General features: G+C 63.9%; 14 protein-coding genes. 9 read left to right on the forward strand and 5 right to left on the reverse strand.

Translation table 11 applies throughout. The annotated features are described in order from the left end of the window. Positions 1-13: 13 nt before the first annotated feature. On the reverse strand, positions 14-1,546 hold the full coding sequence (locus tag QM716_RS07335) for an LCP family protein (RefSeq protein ID WP_283303554.1): 1,533 nt from the start codon (positions 1,544-1,546) through the stop codon (positions 14-16). 66 nt (positions 1,547-1,612) lie between these two features. Here QM716_RS07335 and rfbD point away from each other — a divergent pair, with 66 nt between their 5' ends. Genes rfbD through QM716_RS07355 form a run of 4 tightly spaced genes read left to right on the forward strand, consistent with a single transcriptional unit; the run spans position 1,613 to position 5,295 of the window. Continuing rightward, positions 1,613-2,452 (forward strand): dTDP-4-dehydrorhamnose reductase, encoded by an 840-nt coding sequence (gene rfbD, locus QM716_RS07340; protein ID WP_283303555.1) that lies wholly within the window; start codon positions 1,613-1,615, stop codon positions 2,450-2,452. A 43-nt stretch (positions 2,453-2,495) separates the two neighbouring features. Then, a complete protein-coding gene (locus QM716_RS07345; RefSeq protein ID WP_283303556.1) occupies positions 2,496-3,410 on the forward strand; it encodes a glycosyltransferase family 2 protein in 915 nt (304 codons plus the stop codon). Then, positions 3,407-4,489 carry a mannose-1-phosphate guanylyltransferase gene (gene manB / locus QM716_RS07350; RefSeq protein WP_037125580.1) on the forward strand — a complete coding sequence of 361 codons (1,083 nt, stop codon included), beginning with the start codon at positions 3,407-3,409 and terminating at the stop codon, positions 4,487-4,489. The genes QM716_RS07345 and manB overlap by 4 nt, the downstream gene beginning before the upstream one ends. Before the next feature lie 32 nt (positions 4,490-4,521). Next, a complete protein-coding gene (locus QM716_RS07355) occupies positions 4,522-5,295 on the forward strand; it encodes an SGNH/GDSL hydrolase family protein (RefSeq protein WP_283303557.1) in 774 nt (257 codons plus the stop codon). A gap of 12 nt (positions 5,296-5,307) precedes the next feature. On the opposite strand, the gene QM716_RS07360 is transcribed toward QM716_RS07355, so the two are convergent. From QM716_RS07360 to cofD, 3 genes are read right to left on the reverse strand one after another with little or no spacing between them, the layout of a single operon-like run. Continuing rightward, on the reverse strand, positions 5,308-5,868 hold the full coding sequence (locus tag QM716_RS07360) for an NUDIX hydrolase (RefSeq protein ID WP_283303558.1): 561 nt from the start codon (positions 5,866-5,868) through the stop codon (positions 5,308-5,310). A gap of 3 nt (positions 5,869-5,871) precedes the next feature. Continuing rightward, positions 5,872-7,257 (reverse strand): coenzyme F420-0:L-glutamate ligase, encoded by a 1,386-nt coding sequence (locus QM716_RS07365; RefSeq protein WP_283303559.1) that lies wholly within the window; start codon positions 7,255-7,257, stop codon positions 5,872-5,874. Beyond that, on the reverse strand, positions 7,254-8,246 hold the full coding sequence (cofD, locus tag QM716_RS07370; RefSeq protein WP_095969084.1) for a 2-phospho-L-lactate transferase: 993 nt from the start codon (positions 8,244-8,246) through the stop codon (positions 7,254-7,256). The genes QM716_RS07365 and cofD overlap by 4 nt, the downstream gene beginning before the upstream one ends. Before the next feature lie 380 nt (positions 8,247-8,626). Between cofD and QM716_RS07375 the strand changes: the two genes are divergently transcribed. After that, on the forward strand, positions 8,627-8,905 hold the full coding sequence (locus QM716_RS07375; protein WP_020907098.1) for a WhiB family transcriptional regulator: 279 nt from the start codon (positions 8,627-8,629) through the stop codon (positions 8,903-8,905). A gap of 176 nt (positions 8,906-9,081) precedes the next feature. On the opposite strand, the gene QM716_RS07380 is transcribed toward QM716_RS07375, so the two are convergent. Further along, entirely contained in the window at positions 9,082-9,570 is a 489-nt protein-coding gene (locus QM716_RS07380) for a metallopeptidase family protein (RefSeq protein WP_283303560.1), read from the reverse strand. 80 nt (positions 9,571-9,650) lie between these two features. Here QM716_RS07380 and QM716_RS07385 point away from each other — a divergent pair, with 80 nt between their 5' ends. The 4 genes from QM716_RS07385 to manA all read left to right on the forward strand — a co-directional run bounded on the left by QM716_RS07385 (position 9,651) and on the right by manA (position 14,044). Next, complete coding sequence (locus QM716_RS07385) at positions 9,651-10,037, forward strand: DUF3499 domain-containing protein (RefSeq protein ID WP_007731177.1); 387 nt, start codon at positions 9,651-9,653, stop codon at positions 10,035-10,037. 127 nt (positions 10,038-10,164) lie between these two features. Further along, complete coding sequence (locus QM716_RS07390) at positions 10,165-11,538, forward strand: phosphomannomutase/phosphoglucomutase (protein WP_283303561.1); 1,374 nt, start codon at positions 10,165-10,167, stop codon at positions 11,536-11,538. Positions 11,539-11,701: 163 nt separating this feature from the next. Then, positions 11,702-12,796, forward strand: coding sequence for a tobH protein (locus QM716_RS07395; RefSeq protein WP_283303562.1), 1,095 nt, complete (start codon positions 11,702-11,704; stop codon positions 12,794-12,796). Continuing rightward, positions 12,797-14,044 (forward strand): mannose-6-phosphate isomerase, class I, encoded by a 1,248-nt coding sequence (gene manA, locus QM716_RS07400; RefSeq protein ID WP_283303563.1) that lies wholly within the window; start codon positions 12,797-12,799, stop codon positions 14,042-14,044. Positions 14,045-14,049: the final 5 nt, after the last annotated feature.

Consider the following 14,049-nt stretch of genomic DNA (forward strand, 5'->3'; position numbering starts at 1 on the left):
CTTACGCAGCGGTTCAGTTAACACAGCGGGGGCCGTTGGAGGCTGCGTCGATCGGGGGACCGGGAGGGGCGGGGGTGGGGCTGGTCTCGGTGGTGTTCGCCGATTCAGTCGTGGTTGACGCCCCGTCGGACGGTGATACCGCGTCCGCGGACTGCGGTCCGCTGTAGTCCTCGGCGATGACAACACGAACCTTGCCGGAGGACAGTGACGAATCGGCCTTGACCGTCAGACCGCCGAGTGCCTCGGCGACCGCGAGAGCAGCGTCGTCGTCCGCGGACTTTGCGAACACCGTGGATTCGGAGACGTCCGCCCCGGTGTTGTTTCCGACCTGACCCTGCTTGTACCCGAGAGCGCTCAAGGCCTCGGAGACCCCACTGGCCAATCCTGCGATGTCACTGGCGTTGGCGACGTCGACCGTGATCGAGGACGCATTCACGGTGGTCGGTGACTCGGAGGTTTCTTCCGCGTCCTCGCCGTCGGCGCCGACCAATCCGGCGATGTACTTCTTTACGGCCTTGGGATCGACCGTGACGATGGACTCGCCGTAGTCGGTCATGCCGTTGATGTCGAGGACGGGAATCGTCTCGAACTGCACCTTGCCGCCGGCCAGATTCTGCAACTGCTTGGCGAACTCGATGATGTCCCAGTCGTCGTCGATCACGACGGAACGCTGAACGGCCGAGGTCAACTGACTGAGCTTGCCGGGGTCACTGAGGGTTTTTGCGCTGAGCACCTTGCTGACCAGGGACGCCATGAACACCTGCTGGCGTACGATTCGGTCGAGGTCGCCGCGGGGAAGGTCGTGTCGTTGTCGCACGAAGCTCAGCGCGTCGGCGCCGTCGAGTGTCTGTTTCCCGGCTGCGAAGTTGGCTCCGGACATCGGTTCGTCGACCGGCGCGTTGAGGCAGACGTCGACTCCGCCCACTGCGTTGGTCAGCAGAACGAATCCGAGCAGACCGACTTCGGCATAGTGATCGACGGTGATACCGGTCAGATTCGCCACGGCTCCGATGAGCGCGGTGCGGCCGGCTTCTGTCGACTTCTTGTCGGCGTCGCTGTCGGACGACCCGTTGTTGACCAACTTCAGTCGCTCGGTTTCCTTGGTGGCACCGAACGCGGCGTTGACCTTCGACATACCGATACCGGGGACGTTGACGTACGCATCGCGGGGAATCGAGATCGCGGTAGCGGAACTTCCGTCGTTGGGAACGCGGATCAAGATGATGGTGTCTGTGTTGGACGCAACTTCCTCACCAGCGCGCAACGAGTCGAGCTCGCTTTGTGAGAGCGGGTTGCCGTGTGCGTCGGTACGACTGTCGGTTCCCACCATCAGGATGTCGATGGCGCCGTCCTTGCCGCCACCGAGGCCAAGGCCGCTGGCCGTGGCAAGGCTGTTCCTCAACGAGTCCACACCCCGCCATGCGAACCCGGTGACCAGCAGTACGAGCACGGAGAGCACCGCGACCGCTATGCGAGCCGGGCTCGTCTTGGTCCGAATCGGCGCAGGTCGTGGACGCGCGCGGCGCTGCGGTTGCTGGTGGGACACCCCTTCAGGTTACTGGTTCGATGCTCGACCGCGGGTACCTCGACACGGCGTGCCAGACTGAACCGTGTGACGAATATCCTGCTCACCGGTGCCCGAGGGCAGCTCGGGACCCGTGTCGAAACCCTCGCTACCTCGGCAGGTCTTCCCGTCACGGCCGTCGGATCCGGCGAGCTGGACATCACCGACCGCCATGCCGTCGACGAGTTCGTCTCGCCCGGTTCGGTGCTGATCAACTGTGCCGCGTACACGGCCGTCGATGCCGCCGAGACCGACCAGGAGGCAGCGAAGGCCGTCAACGAGATCGGACCGCGGAATCTCGCGCAAGCATGTGCGCGGGTGGGTTCGCGGTTGATCCACGTCTCGACCGACTACGTGTTTCCCGGCGACGCGAGCACGCCGTACGACGTCGACGCAGCGACCGGTCCGGCGACGGTATACGGACGAACGAAACTGGCCGGAGAGACAGCTGTCCGGGAGTCCGGGGCAGACGTGGCGGTTGTCCGTACCGCGTGGGTGTATTCCGGTGTCGGCTCGGATTTTGTCGCCACGATGCGAAGGCTCGAAGCCGAACGTGAATTCGTGAACGTCGTGGACGATCAGATCGGGTCACCCACTTACAGCCTCGACCTTGCCGGCGGCATCGTCGAACTCGCATTGCGTGACTTCACGGGTTCGTCGACGTTCCACGTGACCAACGGCGGGCAGGCAAGTTGGTACGAGTTGGCGCGCGCGGTGTTCGAGGAGATCGGCGCAGACCCGGCTCGGGTGCGGCCGTGCAGCAGCGCGGACTTCGTGCGCCCTGCTCCCCGCCCGGCATACTCGGTCTTGTCCGAGCGCGCGTGGGTTACCGCGGGAATGACGCCGCTGCGTCCGTGGCGAGAGGCTCTGCACGCCGCTCTGGCGTGAGCATTGTTCGGGGCAGTGCCCGCGGACGGCTAGGCTGACCGGCGTGAGTCCCAAGCTGGCCGTGGTAACGGTGACCTACTCGCCAGGCGAGCATCTCGAGAATTTCTTGAGCACGCTCGCCGTGGCGACGACAGAAAAACCCCAGGTCATCATGGCCGACAACGGGTCGACCGATGGCGCCCCCGAGGCCGCTGATGCCAAGTACGAGCATGTCCGTCTGCTTCGAACCGGTGGAAACATCGGCTACGGCGGAGCGATAAATCGGGCCGTGGCGGAGATCGATTCGTCTATCGAATTTGTCGTGATTTCCAATCCAGACGTCCAATGGGCACCCGGTTCACTCGACGAATTGGTCGCTGCGGCAAATCGGTGGCCAAGGGCCGGTGCACTGGGGCCGAAGGTCCTCGAACCGGACGGCAGCGTCTATCCGTCGGCACGAACGGTGCCCGATATCACCTCGGGCGTCGGGCACGCATTGCTCGGCACCGTGTGGCCGAAGAACCCGTGGACTGCTCGTTACCGTCAAGAGAACGAGGCCGTCACCGAGCGTGCAGTGGGCTGGCTTTCCGGCTCGTGCCTGCTGGTACGACGCGACGCCTTCGACTCCATCTCCGGTTTCGACTCGCGATACTTCATGTACATGGAGGACGTCGATTTCGGTGACCGCCTCGGAAAAGCCGGGTGGCTCAACGTCTTCGTCCCCTCGGCCACTGTCACCCACGCCAAAGGCCATGCGGCAGGCCGTCATCCGGAACTGATGTTGCCCGCCCATCATCGCAGCGCTTACCAGTTCCAGGCCGATCGCCATCCGCACTGGTGGCAGGCTCCGCTGCGACTTGCGTTGCGCGGTGGCCTGGCCGTGCGGTCCAAGATCGCCGTAGCTTCTGCTGTTCGCGAGCGCGCTCGCACCGACAACTCGACCGACAACCCATCAGTTTCGAACCACGGGGGAAAATGATGTCCGATCCGAATCCGACCGACGCCGTAATCCTGGTAGGCGGCAAGGGCACTCGGCTGCGTCCGCTGACGTTGTCTGCACCCAAGCCGATGCTTCCGACCGCCGGCCTGCCGTTCCTGACGCACTTGCTCGCCCGCATCGAGGCAGCCGGTATCAAGCACGTGGTGCTCGGAACGTCTTTCAAGGCAGAGGTATTCGAGGACTACTTCGGCGACGGCTCCAAGATGGGCCTCGAGATCGACTACGTCTTCGAGACCGAACCGCTGGGCACCGGTGGCGGAATTCGCAACGTGCTCCCGAAGTTGCGCGGCGACAACGTCATGGTGTTCAACGGTGACGTACTCGGTGGCACCGATCTGAACGGCATTCTCGAGACCCACGAGAAGACGGACGCCGACGTGACCCTGCATCTGGTTCGTGTGGGAGACCCGCGTGCATTCGGATGTGTTCCGACCGACGAGGACGGACGAGTCTCGGCATTCCTGGAGAAGACCCAGGATCCGCCGACGGATCAGATCAACGCCGGCTGCTACGTCTTCAAGCGCGAGATCATCGAACAGATCCCCGAGGGACGACCGGTATCGGTCGAGCGCGAGGTGTTCCCGAATCTCCTCGCCGAAGGCAAGCGGGTGTTCGGCCACGTCGACTCGTCGTATTGGCGTGACATGGGAACCCCCGAGGACTTCGTTCGCGGTTCCGCCGACCTGGTGCGAGGCATCGCGCCTTCGCCCGCTCTCGAAGGTCCGCGCGGCGAGTCGCTGGTACACCCCGGAGCCGGAATCGCGCCTGGCGCCGTCCTGATCGGTGGCACGGTTGTCGGTCGAGGCGCAGAAGTCGGCGCAGGTGCGCGCCTCGACGGTGCGATTCTCTTCGACGGCGCCGTTGTGGAAGCCGGCGCGGTGGTCGAACGATCGATCCTCGGATTCGGCGTCCGTATCGGACCCCGAGCACTGGTCCGCGACGCCGTCATCGGTGATGGAGCGGACATCGGTGCGCGGTGTGAATTGTTGCGCGGCGCACGCGTGTGGCCGGGGGTGACGCTGCCGGACGGTGGCGTGCGCTTCAGCACAGATGTGTGATCGTTAGCTGACCTACTGGAATACTGGCGGGTATGACTTCTCTTCCGAGCCGTTACGTTGCCCTCGGTGACTCGTTCACCGAGGGCGTCGGCGACCCCGACGAACGATTCCCCAACGGTCTGCGCGGCTGGGCAGACCGAGTGGCCGAACAGTTGGCGGTCGACAACCCCGAGTTTCGCTACGCCAACCTGGCAATTCGTGGTCGCCTGCTCGGACCGATCATCGACGAGCAGGTGGAACCCGCTCTGGCGTTGAAGCCCGACCTGGTGACCATCTACGCCGGCGGCAACGACATGATGCGTCCGAAGCTCGACATCGACGCAGTGGTTGCCCGCTACGATTCGGCAATCGGTCAACTCACCGAATCCGGCGCTCGGGTTCTCATGTTCACTGCGTACGACACCGGATGGTCCGCCTTCTTCGGCAAGCTCCGCGGACGCCTGGCGATCTACAACGAGCTTGTTCGCGAGGTCGCGGACCGTCACGGCGCGACCCTTGTCGACTTCTGGCGATTCTCCGAATATCAGGACCTACGGATGTGGGACTGGGACCGGCTGCACATGTCGCCGGCCGGGCACGAGAACATGGCGACGCGGGTGCTCGACGTACTGGGCGTCGAACATGGATTGACCCCGCCCGATCTGGGGCCGGCGCCGGTTCTCACCAAATCCGAAACTCGTCGCGAGGATCGTCAGTGGGCGCGAGAGTTCTTGGTGCCGTGGGTGGCTCGGCGAGTGAAGGGAACGTCTTCGGGCGACGGCGTCAGCGCCAAGCAGCCAGGGCTGGCGCCCACACTGCATTTCTGAGGCAGCCCGGCTTCAGTCCTGATTTTTGCGCTGATGTGCGAGCGCGACCAGGTGGTCGATGGTCTCGCGTTCGGCAGTCGGCGGCAGTGCGTCCACCGGCCACCATCGGAGGTCGGTGGACTCCGCGCTCCGGACGATATGCGAATTGTCCGGTGCCACAACAAGAAACCGTAGATCGAGATGGCGAGTCGGAACTCCGAGCGAGCACGTGATCGGATGTGTGTGGGCGGAGAGTAGGTCCGCGTCTATCCGAACGTCGTGGATGCCCGACTCTTCGCGAGCTTCCCGCAAGGCCGCATCGACCACCGTCTCGTCGTCGGGCTCACAATGACCGCCGAGCTGAATCCACCTGCCTACCTTGGGATGCAGGGTCAACAGGACGTGGCAGCCACTCTCGTCGAGAACCAGAGACGACGCGGTGATGTGTCCGGGTGCATGGCGACGAAGACATCCGTCCGGAGCCGAATCGAGGAACGCGAGCATCGTGTGCCGCAGTGACTCGTCCGCTTCGGAGGATGTCGCCCAGTCCTTCAGAACGCCCTTGGCCGATGCGTGCAGTGATTCGGCTGACATGACTTACATCTCCACCAACGCGTCCGCGGGGGCGGAGACGGTGCGTGGAGTCAGTGGCTCGAGTGGGTGCCCGATTGCGACGGCGCCGAGTGGCTGCCAGTCCGCCGGGAGATCGAGCTGTTCACGTACGAGGTGGGCGGCGAAGATGGTCGAGCCGATCCAGCAGCTTCCCACGCCGCGTGTGGCCAGCGAGACCAGTAGGCCCTGCACTGCCGCGCCGGCGGCGACCGTGAACATCGTGGACTCCGCGGCGGTACGTCGGGCGTCCGGGTAACTGTGTGCGCCGTCGGGCACGCAGAAGGGAATGACGACCTCGGGGGCGTCGAACAGGATGTTTCCGCGTGCAACTCGGGCGTCGACGGATTCGGCACTACGACCGTCAGCGCGGAGATCGGCGACCCACTGCTCACGCATCTTCTCGAGGAGAGCCGTGCGGACGGACTCGTTACGCAGCCACACGAATCGAACCGGTCTCGTGTGGTGCGGAGCGGGAGCGGTGAGTGCCTCGGCGATCGAGCTGCGAATGATCTCCGCGTCGACGGGGTCACTTGCGAACTGCCGAACCGACCGACGCAACAGCAGCGCCTGGCCGCGGCCCATCGCCGTGGCCTCCTCGGTGCCCAGCCAGAACAGATCGTCGGGGCCGCGGCGGATCAGATCCTGGCCGCTCGAACCGTCGTCCTCGAACCGAAGTCCACGAACGACGGCGACGGGAACGCCGCCCAGCTTGCCCTTGACCAGGTCGCCGGCAGCTGCGATCTCGTCCGCGATCGCGATCTCGGTGACGATCAGATCGTTGCCCTGACTGTCCTGTGCTCCGAGGTAGCCGTGCAGGACCGGAATGCCGGAGGAACCGATTGCAGCGTCGGTCTGCCCGTTGCGCCACGCACGACCCATCGTGTCGGTCACGACGACGGCGACGGACTTGCCCGTGCTCTCGAGGATTCGGGCGCGCAGGCCCGCAGCGCTTGCATCAGGATCCACGGGGAGCAGAGCCAGTTCGGCACCGCCGACGTTGGAGCCGTCGATGCCAGATGCGGCCTGCACGATCCCGAGTTTGTTCTCGGTGATCAGAGTGCGGCCCTTGCGCGCCACGACGCGGACGGCTTCCTGATCCACCAGGAGGCGCCGTGCTGCGTCGCGCTCTTCCGGATCGGTTGGCGAGGAAACGATGCGACCCTCGACTTTGGAGAACACCTTGCTCGTGACGACAACGACGTCGCCGTTCTCGATCCACGGCGTCGCGTCGACAACAGCGGCGGCCAAGTCGTCTCCCGGCCGGAACTCGGGGAGGCCGAGAACGGGAATGACTTCGATTGCGGCGCCGGGGGAGTGATCGACGGGGGAGTGATTTCTGTCCCGGCTTGCTCCGGTTCCGGGTTCGGTCACAGTTCGACTCCGGCGATCTCGAAAGCCGTTCGAACCATTTTTGCGGTCTCTTCGGGGGACGTCATCAAAAGTGGGATGCTTCGCACGTCCACCCCGTCGATGTCGGCCGTGTCACCTTCGTCGACGAGCCAGCCGTCGAGAATGCCGTTGATCGAACGAGCGCCGTAGTGACGACCGATCGCCTCGGAAGTCGTTTCGACCCCGATCACCTCGAGGCACTCGTCAGCCATGCCGCGCAACGGTTTTCCGCCGATGACGGGGGAGAGCCCGACAACCTTCGCTGCGGTGGTTCGCAGGGCTCCGCGAATGCCGGGCACCGCGAGGATCGCGCCGACGCTCACGACCGGATTGGACGGTGCGATCAGCACGATGTCGGCACCGTCGATCGCCTCGACCACCCCTGGCGCGGGCTTGGCCTGTTCGGCGCCGACGTGAGCGAAGCTGTGAGTTTCCACCTGTGCTCGATGGCGTACCCACCACTCCTGGAAATGAATCGCCTTCTGCTCACCGTCTTCCGGATCGGTGATCACAACGTGTGTTTCGCTGCGGTCGTCGCTCACGGGAAGCAGTGCGACACCCGGATTCCAGCGATTGCACAACGCTTCGGTGATCGCGGACAACGGATATCCCGTGCGGAGCATCTGGCTGCGAATCAAATGTGTTGCGATATCCCGATCTCCGAGGCCGAACCAGTCCGGCTTCGCTCCGTATGCCGCGAGTTCTTCTTTCGCATTCCAGGTTTCGCCGGCGTGCCCCCACCCGCGTTCGGTGTCGATACCGCCGCCGAGTGTGTACATACAAGTGTCCAGATCGGGGCAGATGCGCAGACCGTGCATCCAGACGTCGTCCCCGACGTTGACGACGGCCGTGATGCGATGTGGGCCTTCGTATTTCTCGAGGGATTCACCACCGACGATTCCGAGCGCATTTTGCACACCTTGAAGGAAACGGGCCCCGCCGACGCCGCCAACCAATACAGTCACGTTCACGACACAAGAGCCTAGGCGGTCGGCGCGTCGTCGTGTCTGGCGGGCAGAAGGTCCCGTCAATTGGGGGCCGGAATACTAATGGATTCATCTCGTTTAGCTTGACCGCGACACGCTGGACGTGTGTAATCTCAAATGTGTCATTCCAACCGCTACTTGTGAGTTCACTTGCAGCGGGGCCGGTTTCGAACACAGTTTCGAACGGTCGACGGGGTGGGGTTGAAGATGGAGTGAAAATTCTGCGCTATTACAGGTGAGGAGGCGGAACGATGCCCAATGAAAATGTCGAGATCAGTTCTCTCGCAATGACAGTAAGCGACGAACCGCAGACCGATTCCCGAGCAGGCGCAGCAGAAGGTGCCTGCAGCAGTGAGTTCGACGGTATGAGTACTCGGCCAGTGCTGAGTCTCGTCACCGGTTTCGAAGAATTGTTCGACACCATCGAGGATCAGTGGCAGGAGCGTGCTCTCTGCGCGCAGACCGATCCCGAAGCGTTCTTTCCTGAAAAGGGTGGATCGACGAGGGAAGCAAAACGGATCTGCCTCGGTTGTGAAGTTCGTGACGAGTGCCTCGAGTACGCGCTCGCGAACGACGAACGGTTCGGAATCTGGGGAGGGTTGTCCGAGCGCGAGCGTCGGCGACTCAAGCGGGGGATCATCTGATCTGCTGCTGAATCGGTTCTGTCAGCGTCGGGGCTGACGGGCGGTCTTCGAAAGTCTGACCTGCAACGGGGAATTGCAGGTCAAGCAACGACTGTTTTGTTCTTCGTGTGGATTTACATCTTCGTGTGGCATCAGTTTTTTTCGTCTGACAGTGCGTCAGTCCTCGTCGGGCAATTTCAGTCCTCGTCAGGCAGTGTGGGGTCGATCACCTGTGGGTCGACGCCGAGATACGTGCCGACTTGATGGACCAACACGTCGTGCACCAGATCCGTGAGTTCTTCCGGATCCTTCGCGCGCTGCTCCAGTGGGCGGCGAAACAGCACAATTCTTGCGCGTGTCGTATTTCCGTGACGGTCGATTCCGGCCGGAATCAGGCGTGACAGTGGGACCGGGCCGTCTGCGATGACCTCGGGTGGCCACGTCACGGACTCCGGATCGTGCGCGTGAATCTTCGGAACTTCGTCCACTGCGATGTCGAGTTTCGTCAACCGGTCGTGCCACGCGAGGTCGACGGGCGAGAAGGCGTCGAGCACCAGGAGATCGAACTTCTCGGCCCGGGTACGCCTGGCGGGCACCTCCGGGGGGAGTAGCGGTCCGCGCAGGCCACGGCCGTGTCGCTCGATGGAACGAGTGGTGACCGAGCGTCGGCGGCGAGCGTGTGGCATGCCGTGAAGATTACGACAGAAGAAACTGCTCGGTGTGTCCGAGTAGGTTCCGGACGTGGGGAGGGCTAGGCTCCGTACCTGTGAGATCTCTGCGTCGCTGCTGCCGCCCCGGGTGCAAGAACCCCGCCGTCGCGACGCTTACGTATGTCTACTCGGACTCCACTGCGGTTGTCGGGCCGCTGGCAACCGTCGCCGAGCCCCATTCGTGGGATTTGTGTGACACGCACGGCTCGCGAATCACCGCCCCGAAGGGCTGGGAACTCGTCCGCCACGAAGGCGGATTCGCGTCGAGCACTCCCGACGAAGACGATCTGACCGCTTTGGCTGAAGCTGTCCGTGAAGCCGGTCTCGGAGATCGCAGCAAGTCCAACGTCGATGCAGATGAGGACATACGTCCCGCAGCTCCGAGTACTGCCCGTACAGGGCGTCGTGGACACCTCCGCGTTCTGCCCGACCCGTCCAACTGACGCGAGATTCGTCGCCGCAGACGCTAGGCTCGACCGAGTACTTCCACACCCGAGTACTGCGAACCTCCGGACGCTACGCGCCCGGATGTTCCCGTCTGTGAGGGTGCATGCACAAGGAGAGTTTTCAGTGGGGCGAACAGCCGAGTCGGTTGCTGCAATCATCAAGGCGTACGACGTGCGCGGCGTGGTCGGTGAGCAGATCGACGAAGATTTTGTCCGCGACGTCGGTGCGTCGTTCGCCCGTCTGGTCCGCGACGAGGCCGGCGCCGCCACGACGGTTGTGATCGGCTACGACATGCGTGCATCGTCGCCCACACTGTCTTCGGCTTTCGGTGACGGCGTGCTCGCTCAAGGACTCGACGTCGTCTACATCGGATTGGCGTCGACGGACGAGCTCTACTTTGCATCCGGTTTGCTGAACTGCCCGGGCGCGATGTTCACGGCGAGCCACAATCCGGCCAAGTACAACGGCATCAAGATGTGCCGGGCCGGCGCCAAGCCGGTTGGTCAGGACACCGGTCTCGCAATCATCTCCGCCGAGGTCGTCTCGGGTGTTCCCGCGTACGACGGGCCGGCAGGCACCGCCAGCACCAAGGACGTCCTCGAGGAATACGCGAGCTACCTACGCGGATTGGTCGACCTCGCTGCGTTGCGTCCGCTGAAGGTCGCAGTCGACGCAGGCAACGGCATGGGCGGCCACACCTCGCCGGCCGTATTCGGGCCGATGCCCCTCGAGGTCCTGCCGCTGTTTTTCGAGCTCGACGGCACTTTCCCCAACCACGAAGCCAATCCGCTCGATCCGGCCAACCTCGTCGACCTGCAGGCATACGTGCGTGAAACAGGAGCAGACATCGGCTTGGCGTTCGACGGTGACGCGGACCGTTGCTTCGTCGTAGACGAGAAGGGTGACCCCGTGTCGCCGTCCGCGGTGACGGCACTTGTCGCGAAGCGCGAACTCGCGAAGGAACCGGGCGCGTCGATCATCCACAACTTGATCACGTCACGGGCAGTGCCCGAACTGGTCGAAGAACTCGGCGGCGTCGCGATTCGTACCCGTGTCGGCCACTCGTTCATCAAGCAGGAGATGGCCGAGACCGGTGCCGTCTTCGGCGGCGAGCACTCCGCTCACTACTACTTCCGCGACTTCTGGGGCGCCGACTCAGGCATGCTCGCGGCGTTGCACGTACTTGCAGCATTGGGCGAGCAGGACCGTCCGCTCTCCGAGTTGATGGCGGAGTACACGCGCTACGCGGCCTCGGGCGAGGTCAACTCCACGGTGGCGGACGCAGCCGATCGCACGGCCGCCGTACTGGCAGCATTCGCGGACCGCACCGAGTCGGTGGATCGCCTCGACGGTGTCACGGTCAGTCTCGAGGGAAATGCCTGGTTCAACCTGCGCGCGTCCAACACCGAACCCTTGCTGCGACTCAACGTCGAAGCGCCCACGTCCGCCGATGTCGACGCATTGGTGAACGAAATTCTGGCGATCGTCCGGGCTTGAATCCGAGTCTGATCGGTTTGTCGGTGAGCCGAGTGCCTGGGATAGTTGGGGGACTATTTCGGGAACGACGGCCTCGGGAACGAAGGCTTTGCCACCACGGACCGCGTAGAGCTGGAATGCTGGAGGGTGCGGGAACTGCTAACGGAGAAGGGGGTGCGGTGACATGACAGCGCCGATGCCGCTTCTCGACCTCGACGACAGCGAGGGTTTGTCGGCTGCCGATTCGGAGGGGCTACTGCGATCTGTAGCCATGGGGGGTGCACAGATTCGAGCCACCGCGTCGGCCGTCGGCGAGGGTGTGATCTCTCGGCTGGCCGGTCTGCGTCCGCGCAGCGTCGTGCTCATCGCCGGCGCCGGTGGCGCTCGACACGGAGCCAGGATCGCGCTTGCTCTCGTCGGAGATTCGATCGGGTGTCCGCTCCTCGTGCTCGACCGGACGCCGTCGTGGGCCGGACCGTTGGACGTGATCGTCGTCGCCGGTGACGATGCTGGTGATCCACGACTGGTCGAATCCGTCGACAGTGCCGTTCGCCGTGGCGCCGAAGTTGTTGTCGCCGTTCCGGACGAGGGGCCCATGCGGGCCGTGGCGGCCGGGCGCACCATGCCATTGCCGCCGCGGCTCTACGCCTCGCCGAGGCACACGATGACACGGTTCCTCGCCGTTTTCCTCGCGGTTGCCGCCGAAATCGAGGGCAAGGGATCGATCGAGGACCGTTCGGCGGTGCTCGATCGAATCGCCGACGCAGTTGATGCGGAGGCGCTGCGGGACGGGCCGGCCAACGAGGTGTTCCACAACCCGGCCAAGTCGTTGGCCACCAGAATGAGCGGGCGACGGGTCGTTCTGTGTGGAAGTGGTTCCGTGACAACAGCACTCGCAGAGTTCGCGAGTGTTTCACTGATGAGTTCCGGCCTTAACGCCGCTGCCGCCGAGATGTCGGAGGTGATCCGTTCGGCACGAGCGCTTTTCGCGCCGGACGCAGCTTCGCGGGATTCGGTTTTCCACGACCCGTTCTTTCACGATCCCCAACTGGACGGGGCACTGCCGACCCCGCCGGCGCGGGCGTTCATTTTCGCGACCGAATCCACGCGCGGGGAGGCGAGACGGCGGCTGGACGCACTGGCCGACGCGGATCTGGTGGTGGCGGCAGACGAAGACCAGACCAACGTGGTGATATCGGAGATGGAGCAGGTGTTCGTGTTGGCGTCTCGAGTGGACATGGCTGCGGCGTACGTGCAGTTGACGGGTGGTGCGAAGTAAGTGCGTGAACTCGAAGGTGCACTTCGTTCTTACGCGTGGGGTTCGCGAACGGCAATTGCCGAACTGCGCGGCCTCGCGACCCCGTCGAATCATCCCGAAGCGGAGTTGTGGTTGGGCGCGCATCCGGGTGACCCGGCGCGCGTGATCACCGAATCCGGAAGCGAGTCGTTGCTCGAGGTCCTGCACCGCGAACCCGAGCGTGAACTCGGGCGCGAGAACCTCGAGGCTTTCGGTGAGCGACTCCCGTTCCTGCTCAAGCTACTTGCGGCGGAAGAACCGCTGTCGCTTCAGGCACATCCCAGTGCTGTTCAAGCCGACGAGGGCTTTCGTCGTGAGAACGCTCTCGGCGTTCCCATGGAATCGCCGATTCGCAACTACAAGGACGGCAGTCACAAGCCCGAGCTCGTCGTCGCGCTGAGCAGATTCGAAGCTCTTGCCGGATTCCGTGAGCCGACGCGCACTGTCAAACTGCTGCGCGCTCTGGCCGTCGACGAATTGGAACCGTACATCGGTCTGCTCGAAGGCCAACCCGATTCCGACGGACTCCGGGCGTTGTTCACGACGTGGATCACGCTGCCGTCCACGGCGCTAGGGACGTTGCTCCCTGCCGTACTCGCCGGGTGCATCACCTACGTCTCGCATCACGACGCCGAATTCGTGACCGAGATCCGCACCGCGTTGGAATTGAGCGAGGCGTACCCCGGCGACGCAGGCGTACTGGCGGCACTGCTGCTCAACCGCGTCACACTCGAACCTGGACAGGGACTGTTCCTCGCGGCCGGCAATCTCCACGCGTATCTCCATGGACTTGCGGTGGAGATCATGGCCAACTCCGACAACGTGTTGCGCGGCGGACTGACGCCCAAACACGTCGACGTGCCCGAACTGTTGAGGGTTCTGGATTTCGTCGGGGCAGATATCGAAGTGCTCGATCCGGCCCAGTCATCAGGATCAGGTCAGTCAGGATCAGGTCGGTACGAGTACGCCACGCCCGCACCCGAATTTCGTTTGACGCGTCTGGAGTTCGACTCGAATTCCACCGACCTCGTGGTCGACTCTTCAGGCCCGCGGATCCTGATCTGCACCGGCGGCGCGGTCACTGCGACGTGCGGCGCCGACACTCTCGACCTCGATCGGGGCCGAGCGGCGTGGATCGCGGCCGACGAGCCCGCGATACACCTGAGCGCACGGACTCCGACTGCCCAGGTGTTCAGTGCAGTAGTCGGCAACGCAGTAGTCGGCAAGTAGGAGAC

It is taken from the genome of Rhodococcus sp. IEGM 1409 (genome assembly GCF_030056735.1).
GTDB lineage: Bacteria > Actinomycetota > Actinomycetes > Mycobacteriales > Mycobacteriaceae > Rhodococcus_F.